Consider the following 19,243-nt stretch of genomic DNA (forward strand, 5'->3'; position numbering starts at 1 on the left):
ACCTTGCGGTCCTGGATCATCGCCGCACACGTATTGCGGCAACCGTTCCAGCCCACCCCTGCTTCCTGAGGCGCAGCCGATATCAAAGAAACATTACAGTTTGACGATATCGTTTGTCGATTATCAAACACATCGACGCATTGCGGTAACGAGTAACATTGGCTAGAGAAGCGCGCGTTCGCTCGCGCAGCTGGCCGCATAGATACGGCCTCGCGCGTAATATCAGGGTAGAGAGCATGGCGGTGACGGTCACGGTCTCTGCGGCGCCAGACGAGGCACAAGGATGCTGACCTCATTCGCCGAGGCTGGCGAACTCGGACCATGTGACGTCTGCGTGGTCGGCGGCGGTCCCGTCGGTATCGCCCTGGCGCTCGCGTGCGAACAACGCGGCCTTTCCGTGGTCCTGTTGGAGTCGGGAGCCGAAGGCTCTGACGAATTCGCGGCTTCGTTGTCGGCCGCCCATTCGGCCGACGAACAGCGACACGCGCCGACGCAGCTCGCAATTCGCCGCGGACTGGGTGGAACGTCGCGCTGGTGGGGCGGCCGCTGCGTTCCGTTCGACCAGGTCGATTTCGCCCATCGTCTCCACGTTCCGGGCGCCGCTTGGCCGATCGGCCACCGGGAACTATCGTCCTGGTACGACGCCGCGGCCGCCTTCTTCGGCATTGGCCCCGCGCGCTTCACCGCTCCACCCACATCTTCCTCGCTCGGCGACGAGGTCCGGACCGATCAGCTCGAGCGTTGGACGGCTGACATCGACGCCGGGCGAAGGCATCGCGCGCGTCTCGCGCAATCCACCCTCATCAAGGTGGTGTTGGGTGCAACCGTCACGGAAATCAAGCTGTCTGACGACGGCCGTCGCGTCGCGGAGCTGATCGCTCGCGATGCTCACAAGAGCTGCCGCATTGCGGCGAGGTCGTCGGTGCTGTCGTGCGGCGGCCTGGAGACAACGCGGCTTCTCCTGGTTGCGCAGCAGAAGCGGCCCGGCCTGCTCGGCAGCTCGCTCGGCCGTTTCTACATGGGTCACGCGTCCGGCAAGATTGCCGACGTCGTTCTCGCGAACCCTGCCGCCGCGGCGGCTCACGACTTTTTTCTCGACGAGGGTGTGTATGTACGCCGGCGCTTCACACTTGCGCCCGAGGTACAGCAGCGCGAGAGACTTCTCAACATCGCCTTTTGGCTCGACAATCCGCCATTCCATAGAGCCGCCCACCGCAATGGCATTCTCTCCTTGGTCTGGATGGCGCTCGCCGTGCCGCTGATCGGCCGGCGCCTGCTGCCTGAAGCCATTCGCGCGATACATGTCGGGCCGGCGCCGCATCGCTGGAGCGAGCATCTGCTGAATGTGTTCCGGTCGCCGTTCGCAACATTGCAAAATCTCGCCACCATCGTTCGGGAGCGCTTTCTCGCCACGCCTCGGCGGCCGGGCTTCCTGATACGAAGCGCGGAAGGTCGCTATGCGCTGCATTTCCTGGCCGAGCAGGGACCGAACGGCAACTCCCGTGTCAGCCTGTCCGACCGCAAGGATGCGCTGGGACTGCCCTTCCTCGACATCGACCTCCGCTTCTCGGAATCCGATGCACGGTCTGTCGTTCGAGCCCATGAAATCCTCGACTGGTCACTGCGAGAGTCCGGATACGGGCGTCTCGACTATCACGTGCCGGCAGGGGTGCGCCTCGCCAGCGTGCTGGATCAGGCCAAGGACGGCTTCCATCAAATCGGCACGACCCGCATGGGCATGAGCGCCGAGGACAGTGTCGTCGACGCGGACTGCCGTGTCCACGGCATCGAAAACCTCTACGTGGCATCGAGCTCGGTATTCGTCTCCTCAAGCCACGCGAACCCAACCTTTTCCGCCGTAGCTCTCGCGTTGAGACTGGCTGCGCATCTTTCGGAGAATGCGCGACCCGGCTATCTTGGAGTAGCGGCATGAGACTCGTCCGTGTTCCGAGGCTAGGTCTCGAAGTTTCGGCGATCGGTTTTGGCTGCGCGTCGCTGGGCTCGCGCATTTCGGCAGTGGAAGGCCAGCGTGCGATCGCGCGCGCGCTGCACCTTGGCGTCAGTTGGTTTGACGTCGCTCCTCCCTATGGCGACGGACGTGCGGAAGCGCTGCTCGGCCGATCGCTTCGCGGGCGGCGCGACAAAGTCGCGATCTGCACCAAATTCGGCATCGCCCCGCCGCAGCTGTCGCTCACCGCGCGATTGCTTCGACCCGCCGCCCGCCAGGCGGTTGCCTCGTTTCCCGCCCTTCGGCGGATTGCGTCCGGGGCGCGCCCGACCGGAAGGCGCGCGGCCATCGATGCCGAGGCCATCGAGGCGTCTGTCACGAACAGCCTTCGCGCACTCGGAACGGACTATGTCGATGTTCTTGCGCTGCACGACCCGACACCCGACGAGGCCGCGAGCGACCACATTTTCGACAGGCTTTGCCGTCTCGTCGACAAGGGATATGTGCGCGCGCTATCCGTCGCAGGCGAACCCGCCAGCGTGATGGCAGCCGCCCTCAGCGGGAAGCCGATCGACATCGCGCAGTTTCGTGACACGCCGCTCGACAATGCCGCACCGAGTCTGCGGGGGCGGCTCTCCTCCCCCCCTCTGTTCGTGACGCACGGGGCTTTCGATACGGATGCCAGGCAGGTCGTTGCCGGCCTTTCCGCAGACCGCGCCAGACACGTCAGTGCCGTTGCGCGGGCCCATGGGATCGAATTCCCTCGGGATGGCGCCGACCTGCTCGTGCGCTTTGCTTTCGCCAACAATCCCGACGGCATCGTAATCGTCTCGATGTTCCGGACCGAACATATGCAGCGCAACCTGGCGGCATGCGCGGCAGCGCCGGCGCCGGCGCTCGCCTCTGCCTTGCGGCAAGCGCTCACGTCAGCTCACGCGCTGGCTGGAGCATCCTGATGCATCCCTCTGATGCCCGGTCGCGGCCTTTCTCAGCTGGGGACTACTGAGTCATGTGCGCAATCAACGGCTCGTTTGCCTACGGCCCCGATGCCCCCCCGGTCGACCGGTCCGAACTGCTGCGCGTTCGGGACGCCATGACTGCGCGCGGTCCTGACGCGGCGGGCCTGTGGTTGTCGGAGGACGCGCGCGTCGGATTCGCGCATCGGCGCCTCGCCATCATCGATCTGAGCGAAGGCGGCGCGCAGCCGATGCTCGATCCCGAAACCGGCAATTGGATCTGCTTCAACGGCGAGATCTACAATCATCAGGCGTTGCGCGCCCGCTTGAACAGCCAGGGTGTGACGACGCGCACTCAGTCCGACACCGAAGTGCTGCTGAAGCTCTATGCCAAGCGGGGCACCGGCATGTTCGAGGATCTGCGCGGCATGTACGCCTTCGCATTATGGGATGCCGGACGGCGGGATTTGCTGCTGGCGCGGGACCCTTTCGGCATAAAGCCGCTCTATGTTGCGGACGACGGCCGGACCGTGCGCTTCGCATCGCAGGTCAAGCCGCTGCTCCTGACGCCCGTCGACCGAAGGCCCGAGCCAGCCGGGCATGCAGGCTTCCTGCTCTGGGGATCGGTGCCCGAACCCTTCACGCTCCATCGCGGAATCCGGGCCTTGCCCCCCGGCCATTGGCAGCGTTTTGGGAGCGGGCGCGCGACGCCGCCAGTGAAATTCGCGGACGTGACCGACGCTCTCAGCCATCTGCCATCGGCCCCGAAAGGCCGCGCGGACGACGCGATCGACCAGATCGCTGCAGCAGTGAAAGACAGCGTTGCCGCCCACATGGTGGCCGACGTTCCGGTCGGCGTGTTCCTGTCGGCGGGCCTCGACTCCACGATGCTCGCGGCGTGCGCCGCACATGGCGGAGAACTGCGCACACTCACCCTCGGCTTCAATGAATATGCCGATAGTCCGCACGACGAGGCGGGACTGGCCGACGAAGTGGCAGGCTTGCTTCATGCAAGACATACGCTGCACCGCATCGCCGCGCATGATTTCGAGAGCGATCGCGGCCGGTTGATCGAGGCGATGGACCAGCCGTCGATCGACGGCATCAACGTCTGGTTCGTTTCCAGGGCCGCCGCCGCCCAAGGCCTCAAAGTGGCCATCTCGGGCCTCGGCGGCGACGAGCTGTTCGGATCCTATCCGAGTTTCGACCAGGTGCCGAAACTCGTGAGGCTGATGCAGCGGACGCCAGTCAGCGAGCGTGCCGGCGTTCTGCTGCGCCGTCTCGCCCAACCCTTTGCGTCATTGATGCCTTCGCCGAAATATGCCGGCCTGGTCGAGTACGGCCATAGCCTTGCAGGGGCCTATCTCCTGCGGCGAGCGCTTCACATGCCCTGGGAGCTCGCCGATCTCATGGACCCCGCAATGGCAAAGGAGGGCTTGCAGGAATTGTCGACGATGGACCGCCTCAAGGCGAGCATCCATGGGCTTGATCGCGATCGCCTCGCCGTCTCGGCGCTTGAAATGCAATGGTACATGCGCAACCAGTTGCTTCGTGACGCCGATTGGGCAGGCATGGCTCATTCGCTCGAAATCCGCGTGCCGCTGGTCGACCTGCACTTGCTTCGCGACTTCGTCGAGCTGCCCGAACTCGATGCGGCGAATGAAAAGCGCACGATTGTTCGCCGCGTGGCGCCGCACCTGCCGGAATCGGTGCTCAATCGACCCAAAACGGGGTTCTCCGTTCCGATACATCAATGGCTCAATCCCGGAGCGAGCCGCGGTGTCATGCAATATCGGGACTGGGCGAAACAGCTCTACGGACACTTTGCGGCAGCCTGAGGTGAACCGATGAAATTGCTGCATGTCGTCTCGTCGGTCGACCGCAGGTTCGGCGGACCTATCGAGGGCGTATTGCAACGCGGCCTCCGCTTGCGGGAGATGGGTCATGAAATCGAAGTGGCGTCCTCCGATGATCCCGTCGCACCGCATGTGAGCGCCTTTCCCCTTCCGGTCCACGCGCTCGGCCCGCCGCGGCGCGGAGGCTATTATTATGCGGCGTCGCTGCGTTCCTGGTTGCGCACCCATGCGGGCAGCTACGATGCCGTCGTCGTCAACGGCCTTTGGCAATATCACAGCTACGCAGTCTGGCAGGTGATGCGCGAACTGCGGCGGCCTTACGTGATCTTCACTCACGGCATGCTGGATCCCTGGTTCAACCGAGCCTATCCGCTCAAGCGCCTCAAGAAGCTGATCTACTGGCCTTTTGCCGAATACCGGGTGCTGCGCGACGCGGCGGCCGTCCTGTTCACCAGCGAGGACGAGCGGCTGCTGGCGCGACAATCGTTCTGGCCCTATCAGGCCCGCGAACGTGTCGTATCCTATGGCACCCGCCTGCCCCCGCAGGACGCCGATCCGCTCCGCGAGGCTTTCCTTGCCCGTCATCCGGAATTGCGCGGCAAGCGCGTGCTGCTGTTCCTGGGCCGGCTTCATGCCAAGAAGGGTTGCGACCTGATGGTCGAGGCCTTTGCACAGGTCGCCGCCCGGGAGCCGCGCCTGCACCTGCTGATGGCCGGTCCGGACCAGACCGGGTGGGTCGGAGAACTCAAGGCCCGCGCCAGGACACTTGGCCTCGCCGAGCGGATCACCTGGCCGGGCATGCTGGAGGGCGATGCCAAATGGGGCGCGTTCTACACCAGCGAAGCGTTCATGCTGCCGTCGCATCAGGAAAATTTCGGCATCTCCGTTGCAGAAGCGCTCGGTTGCGGACTGCCCGTCCTGATCTCGAACAAGGTCAACATCTGGCGGGAGGTCGTTGCAGCGCAGGCCGGGCTCGTCGCCGAAGATAGTGCTGCAGGCACGCTCGATCTCCTCAAAACCTGGCTGGAGATGTCGCCGGAGGAACGCGGCGCGATGACGCGGCGGACGCGCGCGCTGTTCCAGGAACGCTTCAGCGTCGACCGGATGGCGTCGGCGTTGATCGACGTCGTCAGCAACCTGCAGGCGGCGCCGCGCATGTGACCGCAGAAGCGCCACAGTGCAATTGTTGACCCGGTCCTCGCATCGGGACGCAGATGCCGTCGAAAGCTGCATACCCTTCAATTGTTACCTGTCTTATCGTTATAGTGATACTGTCACATCCGCAATGATATCAGAGGTCCCAAGACGCAGACGGGAACGCTGACGTCGGACCGGGCCGGAATGCGCTCCTGCTTCACGTCCAATTCCGTTTCCCCCTGCGGGCGCCATGCCCGATTGCCCAACCGGCTCGGCAGGCCGGGATTTTGGGCCGGTCGAAGGCAGCGCCTCGGCCGGGGAAATGAGGGCGGTCATGCGGATCTTGGTGGTGGGGATCAATTACGCTCCCGATCTGATTGGCGTTGCGAAATACACCACCGAATTCTGCGAAAGCATGGCCGCGTGGGGCCATGAGGTCCGCGTCGTGACCGGACCTCCCTATTATCCGGACTGGAGTATCCCGCAGCGATATCGTTCCTCATGGTATGTCCGTGAACGTTTGAACGACGTCGAGGTGATCAGGGCACCGATTTACGTTCCAGCGCGCCCCTCCGGCCTGAGGCGGCTGCTTCACCATGCGTCCTTCCTGGTCTCGGCTGCCGGTCCGCTGCTGTCAGGGGCCTTGTTCTGGCGGCCTGATATCGTGTTCGTGGTCGCCCCCTCCCTGTTGTCCGCGCCGGTTGCCGCGCTCGCCGCGCGCCTCGTCGGCGCGGCGCCCTGGGTTCACGTCCAGGACCTGGAGGTGGACGCGGCATTCGAGGTCGGCCTGCTGCGCGGCGGCGTCATGCGCCGCATCATGGCGGCATTCGAACGCTGGATCCTGAAGGCGTTCGAGAGGGTCTCGACAATCTCGCCGCAAATGATGGCGCGCCTCGAGCACAAGGGTATCGCGCCAGGCAGGTTGCGCGAATTCCGTAATTGGATCGATACCGGCACCGTCACACCAGGTTGCCGCCAGACGCCGCTCCGGGCCGAGTTGTGCCTCGAAGCGGGCGATATCGTTGCCCTCTATTCCGGGGCCATGTCGAACAAGCAGGGGCTGGAGCTGATCGTGGAAGCCGCCGCGGCCGTCGAGGATCTCCATCCGTCGCTCAAATTCGTCTTGTGCGGCAACGGACCTGCCAAGCCGGCGCTGATGCAGATGTCGCAAGGTTTGACCAACGTTCGTTTTCTCGATCTTCAGCCGCTCGATCGCGTCTCGGAACTGCTCAGCACGGCCGACATCCAGCTGCTGCCGCAGAAGGCGGAGATTGCGGACCTGGTGCTTCCGTCCAAGCTCGCCGGCATGCTGGCCTCGGGCCGCCCGTTGGTCGCAATGGCAAAGCCCGGCACCGGCCTTGCGGCAGAGGTCGAGGGCGCAGGGCTCGTCATCGAGCCAAGCGACGCAGGCGCGCTCGCAAGAGCCCTCCTGACCCTGGCCAGCGACGACGCGCTCCGGGCTCGAATGGGTGCCGTTGCGCGCCGGCGTGCCGAGCAGAAATGGGACCGGATCTCGATCATGCGCTCGCTGGAGCGCGAGTTCATGGCGCTTCCGCAATGTGCCCCCTCGCCCGCGGCGCTCATCCAACAGCCGGCCCTGCCGGCGCGCTCGATCGAGCACGTCTCGACCGGAAGCCGGCGCCGTCCGGATGCGCCGGGCAGGCTTTTCTCGCGGCAATCCATGCGTGCGCCGAGCCGTGGCGTGCTGTCCGCAAGAAGCGCCTCCGAATTGGAGCGCCCCTGAATTTCAGGTCCGCTCGGCGGCCCCCATCGTCAGGCGCGCGCGCTCGAGAAAGCGATAGCCGACATAGAGCGTCACGAAATTCAACAGCACCTCCGCGGCCGCGAAGGCGAATACGTGAAGCAGCGAAAGTAGACAATAGCTCGCAACGACGCCGACTGCTGCACCGATCGCCAGCGCCCAGGCCGACGCTGCATAGGCTCCCGCCGCCGCAAGACCTTGCCAGGTCATCTGCAACAGCGCGACTGTGAAGATGGTCGGCGCAAATCCGACCATGACGATCGCAACACGATGCAGCGCGCCGTCGAACCAGACGGCAGCCGCGCCGGCGAGCAGCATCGTTCCCGCGGAAAACAGCACGGCGCAGGCGAGCGTCATCTTCTGGGCCCCCATGATGCCGGAGAGGCTCTGTTTTTGAGACGACGCAAGGCGCTCGACAAGGTCCGGAAACTCGACCCGCAGGACGAATTGAAGAACCTGGGTAGCGGCGGTGACGATCTGCTTGGCATAGACGAACACAGCCGTGGTTTCCGCCCCGAGATAGGCCGCGCTCAAGACCAGCTGGACACGCATGTTGATTTGCCCCGGGACGATCTGGAACGAAAGGGCCATGCCGTCCTTGAACGCCCTTGCCAGCCCGGCCCTTGATGGCTTGTGGACGCGGAGCCGCCAGCCTTTCCAGGTCAGAGCCGCCCATTGCGCCAAGAGTGTCAGGACATATCCAAGCGAAAACGCGACGCCCAGGATGGCCCCGGCGGCTTCTCGAGAGCGATAAGAGGCAATCAGCAGTCCGAGCGCGTTGACGACGTAGGCGATCGAACCGGTCATTCCGCTGACCCCGCTCAGTCGCAGTCCGTCGAGCAGGCCGACACCGTTGATGGACCACAGCAGCAGACCAGGTATCGCGAGGAACACGTACCATCGGCCCAGCGGGTCGCCCGAGATCTGCGCGTAAAGCATGGCGGACCCTCCAACGACCAAGGCGTTGGACATCCTGATGGCGCTGGTATCGGCGAATGTTTGCCAGACCTTCCCGTTCGGCTCTCCACCCGGCGACAGATTCACGACGGCGCGGGCCAACGTGACATTCGCGCCGGCGTCGACGAGAATAATGCCCAGCATGGCAAAGGAGTAATGCATCGCGAAGATTGCGAGCAGCTCATATTCGCCTGCGGCCAAGAGAGCGGTCTGGACGGCGAAGATTGCGCCTTGGCCTAGGGCGAGCCCTGTCACCATCATGCCGACATTGACGATCTGGGACCATCGACCCGACGCGAGTCGTAGCCGTCCAGCCAGCCCGTGGCTCGTGCGCGGGGGCGATCGATCCGGTCCGGGCGAGGACTTCGCGGCGCTCGTTTCAAGCATGACATTCCCGATGCGCCGATGTTCGCGCGACCGCGCGGCGACCACCGCGCAAGCATCGCCACCGTATGGTTTGACAATGTTACAGACCGATAACACGACGGCACACTGTGTTCGCCGCGTATCACTCCCACTCGCCTCCTGTCACAGTTCTGTTCAGGAGTGACACTAGATCAGGCGACAGGCTCCCAATGACGAAGCGATCAGCAGCACCAGCATATGACGAAGGACAGTGACATTCCGAGTCTTGCCGTCATCATTCTGACGTATAACGAGGAACGACATATCGTTCGGGCGCTGGCCTCCGTCGCGGGGATCGCGAGCGAAACCATCGTCGTTGACAGTTTCTCCACCGATCGAACGGTCGAGCTTGCCCGCGCCCATGGCGCTCTCGTCCTGCAGAACAAGTTTGTCAACCAGGCCAAGCAATTTCAGTGGGCGCTCGACAACCAGTCGATTTCAGCCACGTGGATCATGCGGCTTGATGCCGACGAGGTGATCGAAGCCGATCTCGCTGCCCGTATCAGGGACGAATTGCCCCGTCTCGGCGAAGACGTGGTCGGCGTCAACCTCAAGCGCAAGCACATCTTCCTCGGCCGCTGGATACGCCATGGCGGCCGCTACCCCCTGGTCCTCCTCCGGATCTGGCGACGCGGTCACGGCCGGGTGGAGGACCGATGGATGGACGAACACGTCGTGGTTTGGGGCGGCCGCACGATCACCTTCGACGGCGGTTTCGCCGACCACAATCTCAACGATCTCACGCACTTCACCGACAAGCATAACAAATATGCGACGCGCGAGGCAGTTGAGGTCATCAGCAGCCGTACCGGCCTTCGCACAGGGGCCGCCCCGTCCGGTGACAAACAGGGCTCGCGCCAGGCTGCGTTCAAGCGGTGGATCAAGGAAAGGCTATACAACCGGATACCCTATCAGATCAGCGCGCCGTCCTATTTTCTGTATCGCCTGATCTTCCAACTTGGGATCCTCGACGGCAAGCAGGGCCTCGTCTATCACGGCCTGCAAGGCCTCTGGTACCGGTTCCTGGTTGGTGCAAAGGTGGCGGAGCTCGAAAGCGCCGTTGGCCACATCCACGATCGATCACAGCTGCGGGCGGAGCTCCGCCGCCTGACCGGGCTTGATCTGTAGGACGACTACTTCTTCCTGAAATACCCGTTGACGAACATGCCCTTGTTCATCAGGGTCGAGAGTCCGAGCAGTCCCTTGAGCGCGGCAGATGGCAAGGGGGACAGCGCTCCGTACCTCCTCCCGAACTTGCGATAATCGAACCTGCTGACCGTCTCGCATTTGACGGTTTCGAAACCGCGGCTTTCGAATGCCGCGGTCAGTGCTTTCACAGTGAAGAAGTTCAGATGTTCGGGAGGCACGATGAACATGTCGTTCTTGCCCTGGAGCATCGACACATAGGACCTGAAATGCGGGACGGCGATCGCGCAAACGCCTCCTTTCTTCAGCAGAACGTTCAGGCTGCCGACCGGATCGGCATCCATCGGCAGATGCTCGAGCACCTGAGAAAGAAGGACGGCATCGTAGATGCCGGCGTTGCGACGCGCGAAGTCGGCATTGAACGGCTCGGCACGCGCCTCGAACCCGTTCATGCGGGCGTGGATCTTGCGCGAGGCTTCTCCGAGTTCGATCGCGTCGACCGTAAAGCCGGCCTGGACCAGCGCCCGGGAAAAGAATCCATAGCCGCAGCCGACGTCCAGTGCCTTGCGGCCGGGCGCCAGCCGGCGGAAGTTGTCGGCGATTCTGGCTGCATCGATCGTGGAATTCGGAAAGTCGCGTTCTTCCTGAATGGCCTGATTGTACTGCTGAAGAACGTCGCTGCTCGTCAGACTGACTTCGAGCGCGCTCTGCGTGCCCGAATAGAACTCGTACAGCTCCTGCTCGGTCGGGATTGGATAGGCGAAAGCACCGCCGCAGCTCGAGCAGCAGAAGAGTGGATAGAATTGACCGTTATGCTTGGACTGCTTCGAGAACCAGTAGGTCGGCCCGGGACGCCGGCAGAACAGGCAGTTGCCGGGAGCGGTCGAGCCATCCGCCTTCATCGGCTGTTGCGGGGAGAGCATGCGTATCGCTCCGGTTGCCAAGGGCGCGATCATGCCGACCGGGACGCCAGAATGTGCGAGGCGTCGGTCCAGCTCAGCTTGAAACCGCTGCCCTTCAGGATGTCCTCGATCCGCTTCGGATCGTCGGTGCGGCCGCTGCGATCGAGCACACCAAAATGCACCTCGACGAAGACCTTGCGCAGGCGCCGGCTCGTCAAGGTTTCCTGCAACCCCTTCAGGACCGACAGTTCATGACCTTCGACATCGATCTTGATCAGGTCCGGGACAGCCGCCTGTCCGCTGGCGATGACCTCGTCGCCGGTTCTGAGCTGGACCTCGATCGTGCCCTCGGGGATGCTTTCGCCCGACCGAACAACATGCGACGTCGTTCCGTCGCCTCCGTCGCCCAGAAAGCGGCTTCGCTCAGTCTTCTCCGACAGCCCACAGCCCAGGATCTTGACGTTCTGACGCTCGGCGCAGGCCGACTGCAGTTTCGGCAGGTTGGCGGCGTCGGGCTCGAACGCGAACACCTTGCCCGAGACCCCCACCCAATCCGAGAAGCTGACCGTATAATGTCCGACATTGGCGCCGACGTCCCACACGACGTCCCCCTGACGGCATGCGAGCATCAATTGCTTCGAGAATGGGCTCTCGTAGTCCTTTGCGAACCGGCCGAGCATGCGCGGTACACCCGCCGCGCGCGCGACGCGCCGAAGTTGCAGGACATACCTATTGGACATCAACGACAAGGTCGCCTCCCAACCAAACTGCGCTCCGCAGGCTCATAACAGAAACAACGTAAGATGCAACGCGGCCAACGTAACTCATGTTACGCCCCTGATTACACCGGAATGTCATCATCCCGCTCGCTGTTCTCGGCTGTCATAGTCCTGTGCAATTGACAAAATACGAAACGGAATTGGCTTGGTGCCGACTTCAGCGGACGCTGTTTTTTCAAATGCGTAACGAGGCACAGATCCTAGACCGGGCGCTTTCCCTGCATAACATGGGGGATATCGCAGGTGCCGCGAAACTGTATGAACGCATTGTCAAGAAAAATCCGAACAATCTGCAGGCCGTACATCTGCTGGGCGTCACGGAAGCCGCGTCCGGAAACCTTGCGCGTGCCAAGCGCCTCATGAAGCAATCCCTGGGGTCGACCTACACCAATGTGGAGTTCATCGAGAATTATGCGGCCGTGCTGCACCGTGCGGGCGAGCATGATGAGCTCGTTCATCTTTGCCGGCATGCTTTGCCCTTCGCCCCGACCAGTCTTGCCCTTCTGCATGCCGGCGCCGCCGGCCATCTTGCGCTTGGGCAATCGAGCGAAGCGGTCGAACTGCTGACGCGTCTCGTCAGACATCATCCCCGCCATTTTCCCGCGCACTTCATGCTCGGCTCGGCTCTTGCCAAGACGGGACACTACGAGCAGGCTCTCGCGGCCTACCACCGGGCGCTGGAGCTGCAGCCCCAGTTGGCGGAGGCGTACCTCGACATCGGAACGATCCACGTCGTGAACGGGCGTCACGGCGAGGCACTCATTTCCTATGACCGCGCCATTGCGATGCGTCCCGACCTGGCCGACGCCTGGGTCGGACGCGGCAATGCATTGCTCGATTTCGGACGCATCGAGGAAGCCGCCGCGGCCTACGACCGGGCGCTGGACTTGAGACCACAGCTTGCATCGGCCTCGTGTGGTAAAGGGCAGGTTCTGCTTCGCTCCGGCCGTCAACAGGACGCGGCCGCGGCATTCGACAACGCGATTGCCGCGGAGCCCGGGTCTGCGGAGGCGTGGACAGGACGCGGCACGGCAGCGCTGTTTCTCGGGCAGCACGACGAGGCGGCGGCCGCCTTCGACCGGGCCATCGCCTGCAATCAGCAATTCGCGCGCGCATGGCTGGGCAAAGGTCAGGTGAGTTATCAGCAGAAGCGCTACGACGAGGCGTTGACTGCCTGGGACAGAGCACTTGCCTTGAATCCCCAGCATGCGGAAGTCGCAGCCGCATGTCTGCGCGTCAGGATGCATCTCTGCGACTGGGCCGGCTTCGATGCCGGCTGCGAGGCCGTGAAGTCATCGGTGCGGAGCTCTGGCCTCGTTGCACCTTTGATGCTGGTCGCCATACCTTCCAGCCCGATGGACCAGCTGCAGTGTGCGCGTTCATGGGTGGCGCATCACCATTCCGGAACAGCGGCCCTGCCCCGCCGCAGCGAGAGCCGGGATCAGGACAGGATCCGGCTGGCCTATGTTTCCGCCGACTTTCATCAACATGCGACCTCGCATTTGATGGCAGGGGTTTTCGAACACCACGACAGGCGGGCTTTCGAGATCACAGCGATATCGATCGGGCCGGATGACGGTTCAGAGATGCGCCAACGGATCGTCTCCGCGTTCGACAGATTCATTGACGCCAAGCCACTTGGGGACGTCGAAATCGCTGGCCTGATCCATCGCCTCGAGATCGACATTCTGATCGATCTCAAGGGGGTCACGCAGGATGCCCGCACCGGAATTTTCGCCCGGCGTCCGGCCCCGCTGCAGATCAACTATCTCGGCTTTCCCGGCACCATGGGAGCGGATTTCATCGACTACATCGTAGCCGATCGGCACGTCATTCCCGAAAGGGAAGCCGAGGCCTATCAGGAAAAGATCGTCTGGATGCCTGAGAGCTACCAGCCCAACGATCGCAGCCGGGTCATCGCAGAGGACACCGGCTCGCGCGCCGACCACGGTCTGCCTGAGGATGCCTTCGTCTTCTGCTGCTTCAACGACAATTACAAGATTACGCCGGACGTGTTCTCGGTGTGGATGCGTATTCTCCGCGCCGTCGAGGGCAGCGTGCTCTGGCTATTTCAGGATAATCCGGCAGCGGCCGTGAATTTGCGTGCGGAGGCCGCGCAGCGCGGGATCGACCCCGGGCGCCTCGTCTTTGCCGGTCGCCTGCCGCCCGCCGATCATCTGGCGCGGCAGCGTCGCGCGGATCTCTTTCTCGACACCCTTCCCTATGGCGCCCATACCACGGCGAGCGATGCCCTTTGGGCCTGTCTGCCGGTTCTCACCTGTCGCGGCGAGACTTTCGCCGGCCGTGTCGGCGCCAGTCTTCTCAGCGCAACAGGCCTGCCGGAACTTGTCACAGAGTCTCTGGGCGCCTACGAGCAGCTCGCCATCCAACTCGCTCATGATCGGCAACGCCTGGCCGCGCTCAGGGCCAAGCTCGCCGTGAACCGGCTGAGAACTCCGCTCTATGATACCGCCGAATACACTCGCCAGCTCGAAGCTGCCTATGCCGCCATGATACGGCGTTATCGAGCTGGATTGCCGCCCGACCACATCCGCCTTCGGGATGAGCCGTCATGTCCATGACCCTCGGGACAACGGCGGATCGATCCGTTGCCGGCCGCGCCCCGGCCCTTGCAGTTCTGCTCGCGTTCTGGGCCTGGTGCGGCCTGTTGTGCTTCCCGATGATCGGTGTGACCGAAGACTTTGCCGACGTGCCCACCGCGTTCGGCTCGGGTGGCGGCGTCCTCATCGGTCAGATCGCAGGGCTCGTGCTGTTCGTGGCAACGATCGCTTTGACCCGCCCTGTCCAACTCGTCACCAGCTTCGGGCGGCTGGACGTTGCGCAAGCCGCGATCATCGTCATCATCTATCTGTCCATGATCCTTCAGCTGCAGGGCGACCACGGCGCGGCGTTCATCGGAATCTGTTACACGATCCTGCTGGTGCTGACGGCCTTCGCACTATCGGTGATGTGGACCCTCGCGTCGGACGACCTCGAGATTGCGTTCGGCACCGCCTCGGCGATCTTCTGCGTGTTCGGCGTCTCGGCTCTCGCCATCCTCGGCCTGCCAGAGAACCGAAACGTGGGCGGTATCCAGCCGAACCTGTTCGCTGCGCCATTGCTGATGGCCTTCATCCTCAGCCAATTCCGTCCCGGCCTTGTCGCCGTCGGCGTGAGGATCGGCTGCTTCGCGATGGTTGCGCTGGTCAGCTCGCGCTTTGCGATGATCGGCTGCGTCACCGCATTCGCCGCACACGAGCTCACATTCAGGTCTCTGACCCCATGGAAGCTGGCAGCACTCGGACTGCTGCTGCTGGCGATCATACCATTATCGCCATACATCGCGACCATCCTCGCGCTCGACGATCCGAACCGCAACCTGTCGTCGGGATTCACGGGACGCGACGAATACTGGTATGGGGCGCTCTCCACCATCACCAATTATCCGCTCGGCATTGGCTTCAAGCGCGCTTTGGCCTTCCAGGCCGGTCATAACGGCTATCTCAAGACATTGGTCGAGTTCGGCGTCATCGGCGGGGGCCTGATCATCTTTTTCTTCGCATGGACCGTCGGCCGTGCCGGCGTTGAAGCCTTGCGGTCGGGCCGCAGAACGATACGGGACCGCCGCTTCGCCTCGGCCCACTTCGCCGGTCTGCTCGCCCTCGCCTTCGGGGCCTTCTTTCAACCGCAGCTCCTCAGTCTGGGTGATGCATTCGGCATGTCGCTGTTGCTCCTGCTGTTCCGAACCGGACCGCCCCCGGAGATTCACCGAACCTGAGTCCCTCACTTCGCAGCGCGTCGCTGGGCGGATATGCCTAGGACGACACGCATCCGGTCGGGATTGCCGGAAACCGGTTGCACAACCAGTTCGTCGACAAAGACGAAGGGCATGCCCGCCTCCAGATCATACAGCAGTGCCTGGAGCGATGCCGAGGCGAGCTCGATGTTGAACGTCGCCGAAACGAAACCGGATTTGGCCTGCGGCCCCTGGATGTCGACCTGCGACGAGAGCGTATTGCCGCTGACGCGTTTGGCCGCAGCGAGCACCCGCTGGAGCAGCATGGCACTTGCAACCGACGCTGTCTGGCCTTCGAGGAACGGCGATCCGATCGGCACGCCAGCCTCGGTGCGCGCCATCGTGCGAGGGGTCTGATGACGGGATTCGAGTGTCTGGAGGATCTCGCCGCTCGATATCGCCGCGTCACGGCTGTCCAGTATCTCAATCGTCGTCTGCATGGTCGTAAAGACGAAAAGCAGGACAAGAGCGACATAGGTGACGGCGGCAGCCACCCGGTACCGAGCGAGATACGATTCGATTTTCGGCCAGTTCATGTGCCCGACCCGAACTGCGGCTTGATCTTGACTTCGATATGAAACCGCTCGCCAGCTTCGCCGGCGGCGCGGGTTGTCGGTGCGAAGAAGCCGGCACCGGTCAGATGCGGCGACTGCTCGAGCACCTGGATCAGCGAAGCGGCATCAGCGGTTATACCGCTGATCTGCAGCCTTGCACCTTCGATCCGCAGTTCGGTCGCATAGGTGTGGTCCGGCAAAACTGCCGACAAATCCTCCAGCACCATGACCGCCGACGGCATGGTCTGCTTGCGGCGGGCGAGCAGTTCGAGCGCAGTATTTCCTGGCCCCTGATGTCCGCGGGCGATCACGCGCATTTCCGTGATCCGGCGCTGAATTTGCTGCTGCTCGGTATCGTACGAATCCGTCACGATGCCGCCCACCCCGACCGACAGCATGGCCAGCACTCCCGTCGAGGCCAGCACGGCGATGAGGCCCCTTCGGATACGAAGCGCACTCGTCCCGCCATCGACGCTGAGCTTAAGCACCAACACACGTTCGTCCCCCGCCGCACTTGTCGAAATCTCAACGGCCGCCGCCCCCCTATCCAGGAAGCACTGGGACAACGAGACGATGGCTCTTCGCGCTGTTGCAATGACGGTCAGTTCGACATGATCGTCGGACTTTGCCCGCGGCTCGGTCCAGCGGAACACCGCATCATCCGGATTCCAGGGTGTCAGCCTGTCGATCTGGGCGCGGATGATGCCTTCCAGGAATTCGACGGCGCGGCCGGGTAACTCGAGAGGGCGAAACACGAATCGCGATGGTCGAAGGACGATATCGATCATTGCACCCTTCATCGCCGCCGACCACGCATCCGGGATCGTTTCGCAAATTGCGCCGTCCACGAATTGGATTCGCACCTCGGGCAAATCCGTCTCCTTGGCGGCGGGGTCCGCCAGACGCATCGAGAAGCCGCCCTGGTTGTCCTCGCTGAGCAGAATTCGCCGCGTGTGACGCGCGCGGTCCAGTTGCGTGCTCAGCGTTGCGGCAACGCTGTCGATCCATAAAGACAATGCGGTCGCGATCTGACCGGGAATGCTCATCTGCCCTCTCGCTGCCGCGGCCGCCCTGCTCGCTCGGGATCGACCTCATCCGTCCACGACAACACGTGAAAGGCCTTTGGATCACCTGGTTCCGACATCTGGATGACGGCTTCCGGCGTCCGTTGCCGGCCGTCCTGCAAGGTGATGCGCATCCGCACCCGGTAGGCGTTGCTGGCCGAAATTGTGGCGCCCGCCTGTCTTCCTCCGAGTGCCCCGATGACGAATTCCGGGTTGTCGCGTGGTAACTCGGCACGCTGGCTGAGGAACGCCTCGAGCTTGGCGGAGGTCATGTTGGGCAGGGCTGCAATGACCTGCGGCGCGGCATCGAGCACGTTGACCTCCGCCATTTCGCTGTAGACGGTGACGAAGGACATCGCCCGCTCGACAAGCGTTGTGGGAAGGCCGAGCACCAGCCACAATTCGTCACTGCTGCTGAACGGCGCCTGCCGCGGCGCATAGGAGAGGCCGGCCGCCTGGTAGCTCCCTGGCTCGGTGTCCTGACCGTCCGGCTTCGGCGCACTCCGCCATGCGGCGACGCGCAGGGCATGGATGTCGGCCTCCTCGGCCGATGCGCCGAGTGCCCTGAACAGGCCGGCCAGCATCGATGTCGGCGCCATATTGAGATTGATGCGCGCCGATTCCGCCATGTATTCCACGCGGACTGTCGCGTTTGCGAGGCGGAACGCAAACCCGCCATGGCTCGGGCGCCGCATAGTCGCCGGGCCCGACAGCTGGTAAGCGGCCAGTTCGACACCCGCGGAGCTCAGCATCTCCCATTGCGCCGAAGCGTCCAGCGTCGAAAGCGCCTGAGCCGATTGCCCAATGTAGACCGACGCGACCGTCACGAGCGCCGTCAGTCCGACAAGCAGCCAAAGGGTCACGACGACGATGAATCCGTCCTCTGCCGGCGCGACCTTCCTGGACCTGGTGCGCGTGGCGAGCATTACGTTGGCCGATTTCCGGAGCGGGGCGGCTCCTGCAGAAGTGACGGATCCGGCCGCGGTGCTGCTCTGTCGACATGAATGCGTGCGGCACTCGAAATCAGCGTCCCGCGTTCTGAATCCCTGACATCGAAGCGTACTGCCGTCGGCAATTCGCCGGAATTCAGCCAGCGGCTGCTCCAGACGCCAGCGGGGCCTGCATAGGCGAAGCTCGCGCGATAAGGCAATCGCAACAGCACAACCGGATCGACGAACTGGATCTCGTCCTTGCGCGGATCTCCGGGCGGCAGCAGAACGAAGGGAGCCCGCATGCGAACCAGTGCCGTCGCGCCCCTGTCATTGATCTCCGAGATCCGCACGATCTCCAGCCCCGGCCGGCTGTTTGGCCCAAGCACCGACCGGACGAAAATCACCGACCGCTCGCTGCCGCGAAACAGCGGCGTGTTGTCCATCCTCGTCACGTATTCGGCCGCGGACAAGTCCGCCGCCAACCGATCCAGCGCGATGGCGACCTCTTCGCTGCGTTGCGCCCGGACGATTCCGCGGTTCCAGCTCGGAAGCCATTGCGATGTCACGGAGGCCAGTGCGCCCATGATGAGGCCCATGAGCGCCAGCGCGACCAGCGCCTCGAAAAGCGTGAACCCCTCCTCCGCGCGACACCGCGTCCGTTTCATCACCGCACGGTACTCCGGTTCTGCAGGCGAACGGTTTCAAACGACATCACCGCGCCTCCAGGGGCCTGCACGCGTAACTGGACGCGTTGCGGGACGAACTGCGATTCCGGGACGAGGGAAATCTGGTCAGCGAACGGCGTTAGGCGCATTTGCCACCGATGGTCCGCAACACGTCCCCGGAGATCGTCAGGCATGGGATCACCAGCCCGCGGCAACGTCGCTATCACGACGCGAGCCGCGTTGATCAGCGCGGCGTGCTGATTCAGTTTCAAGGCTCCGCGCGAATTGGTCGCGACGAGGGTTCCGATCGCGGCCAGTCCGACCGCCACCAAGGCCAGCGCGACGACCGCCTCGACCAGGGTGAAGCCGCCCTCTCTCAAGCGC

General features: G+C 63.5%; 16 protein-coding genes. 8 read left to right on the plus strand and 8 right to left on the minus strand.

The features are described from left to right. Window positions 1-283 precede the first annotated feature (283 nt). The 5 genes from ASG57_RS35575 to ASG57_RS35595 all read left to right on the plus strand — a co-directional run bounded on the left by ASG57_RS35575 (window position 284) and on the right by ASG57_RS35595 (window position 7,641). Window positions 284-1,933, plus strand: a complete 1,650-nt coding sequence (locus ASG57_RS35575) for an FAD-dependent oxidoreductase (protein ID WP_057199198.1) — start codon at window positions 284-286, stop codon at window positions 1,931-1,933. After that, window positions 1,930-2,904 carry an aldo/keto reductase gene (locus ASG57_RS35580; RefSeq protein ID WP_057199199.1) on the plus strand — a complete coding sequence of 325 codons (975 nt, stop codon included), beginning with the start codon at window positions 1,930-1,932 and terminating at the stop codon, window positions 2,902-2,904. Before ASG57_RS35575 ends, ASG57_RS35580 begins: the two co-directional genes overlap by 4 nt. A 53-nt stretch (window positions 2,905-2,957) precedes the next feature. Beyond that, the gene (asnB, locus tag ASG57_RS35585) at window positions 2,958-4,742 is read left to right on the plus strand and encodes an asparagine synthase (glutamine-hydrolyzing) (protein WP_057199200.1); all 1,785 of its coding nucleotides are present in this window, start codon (window positions 2,958-2,960) and stop codon (window positions 4,740-4,742) included. 9 nt (window positions 4,743-4,751) lie between these two features. Then, window positions 4,752-5,921 carry a glycosyltransferase gene (locus tag ASG57_RS35590; RefSeq protein ID WP_057199201.1) on the plus strand — a complete coding sequence of 390 codons (1,170 nt, stop codon included), beginning with the start codon at window positions 4,752-4,754 and terminating at the stop codon, window positions 5,919-5,921. A gap of 310 nt (window positions 5,922-6,231) precedes the next feature. Then, window positions 6,232-7,641 carry a WcaI family glycosyltransferase gene (locus tag ASG57_RS35595; RefSeq protein ID WP_082529127.1) on the plus strand — a complete coding sequence of 470 codons (1,410 nt, stop codon included), beginning with the start codon at window positions 6,232-6,234 and terminating at the stop codon, window positions 7,639-7,641. 3 nt (window positions 7,642-7,644) lie between these two features. On the opposite strand, the gene ASG57_RS35600 is transcribed toward ASG57_RS35595, so the two are convergent. Next, complete coding sequence (locus ASG57_RS35600; RefSeq protein ID WP_156402919.1) at window positions 7,645-9,003, minus strand: MATE family efflux transporter; 1,359 nt, start codon at window positions 9,001-9,003, stop codon at window positions 7,645-7,647. Between the two features lie 216 nt (window positions 9,004-9,219). On the opposite strand from ASG57_RS35600, the gene ASG57_RS35605 reads away from it, so the two are divergent. Further along, the gene (locus ASG57_RS35605) at window positions 9,220-10,149 is read left to right on the plus strand and encodes a glycosyltransferase family 2 protein (RefSeq protein WP_057199203.1); all 930 of its coding nucleotides are present in this window, start codon (window positions 9,220-9,222) and stop codon (window positions 10,147-10,149) included. Between the two features lie 5 nt (window positions 10,150-10,154). Here ASG57_RS35605 and ASG57_RS35610 read toward each other — a convergent pair whose 3' ends face one another. Beyond that, window positions 10,155-11,090, minus strand: coding sequence for a class I SAM-dependent methyltransferase (locus ASG57_RS35610; RefSeq protein WP_162250099.1), 936 nt, complete (start codon window positions 11,088-11,090; stop codon window positions 10,155-10,157). Window positions 11,091-11,119: 29 nt separating this feature from the next. Beyond that, the gene (locus ASG57_RS35615; protein WP_082529107.1) at window positions 11,120-11,809 is read right to left on the minus strand and encodes an FkbM family methyltransferase; all 690 of its coding nucleotides are present in this window, start codon (window positions 11,807-11,809) and stop codon (window positions 11,120-11,122) included. 266 nt (window positions 11,810-12,075) lie between these two features. On the opposite strand from ASG57_RS35615, the gene ASG57_RS35620 reads away from it, so the two are divergent. Both ASG57_RS35620 and ASG57_RS35625 read left to right on the plus strand, forming a co-directional pair. Beyond that, window positions 12,076-14,430, plus strand: a complete 2,355-nt coding sequence (locus ASG57_RS35620; RefSeq protein ID WP_057199206.1) for an O-linked N-acetylglucosamine transferase family protein — start codon at window positions 12,076-12,078, stop codon at window positions 14,428-14,430. Continuing rightward, window positions 14,421-15,626 (plus strand): O-antigen ligase family protein, encoded by a 1,206-nt coding sequence (locus tag ASG57_RS35625; RefSeq protein ID WP_156402921.1) that lies wholly within the window; start codon window positions 14,421-14,423, stop codon window positions 15,624-15,626. The genes ASG57_RS35620 and ASG57_RS35625 overlap by 10 nt, the downstream gene beginning before the upstream one ends. A gap of 5 nt (window positions 15,627-15,631) precedes the next feature. Here ASG57_RS35625 and gspM read toward each other — a convergent pair whose 3' ends face one another. Genes gspM through ASG57_RS35650 form a run of 5 tightly spaced genes read right to left on the minus strand, consistent with a single transcriptional unit; the run spans window position 15,632 to window position 19,239 of the window. Continuing rightward, the gene (gspM, locus tag ASG57_RS35630; protein WP_162250100.1) at window positions 15,632-16,138 is read right to left on the minus strand and encodes a type II secretion system protein GspM; all 507 of its coding nucleotides are present in this window, start codon (window positions 16,136-16,138) and stop codon (window positions 15,632-15,634) included. Between the two features lie 38 nt (window positions 16,139-16,176). Continuing rightward, window positions 16,177-17,244: a PilN domain-containing protein gene (locus tag ASG57_RS35635; RefSeq protein WP_057199209.1), complete on the minus strand. Its 1,068-nt coding sequence runs from the start codon at window positions 17,242-17,244 to the stop codon at window positions 16,177-16,179. Then, window positions 17,241-18,188, minus strand: a complete 948-nt coding sequence (locus ASG57_RS35640) for a type II secretion system minor pseudopilin (protein ID WP_057199210.1) — start codon at window positions 18,186-18,188, stop codon at window positions 17,241-17,243. The genes ASG57_RS35635 and ASG57_RS35640 overlap by 4 nt, the downstream gene beginning before the upstream one ends. Beyond that, the gene (locus ASG57_RS35645; protein WP_057199211.1) at window positions 18,188-18,859 is read right to left on the minus strand and encodes a PulJ/GspJ family protein; all 672 of its coding nucleotides are present in this window, start codon (window positions 18,857-18,859) and stop codon (window positions 18,188-18,190) included. Before ASG57_RS35645 ends, ASG57_RS35640 begins: the two co-directional genes overlap by 1 nt. Then, window positions 18,859-19,239, minus strand: coding sequence for a prepilin-type N-terminal cleavage/methylation domain-containing protein (locus ASG57_RS35650; protein ID WP_230646574.1), 381 nt, complete (start codon window positions 19,237-19,239; stop codon window positions 18,859-18,861). The genes ASG57_RS35645 and ASG57_RS35650 overlap by 1 nt, the downstream gene beginning before the upstream one ends. Between the last annotated feature and the right edge of the window lie 4 nt (window positions 19,240-19,243).

This window comes from Bradyrhizobium sp. Leaf396 (assembly GCF_001424605.1).
Classification (GTDB): Bacteria; Pseudomonadota; Alphaproteobacteria; order Rhizobiales; family Xanthobacteraceae; genus Bradyrhizobium; species Bradyrhizobium japonicum_C.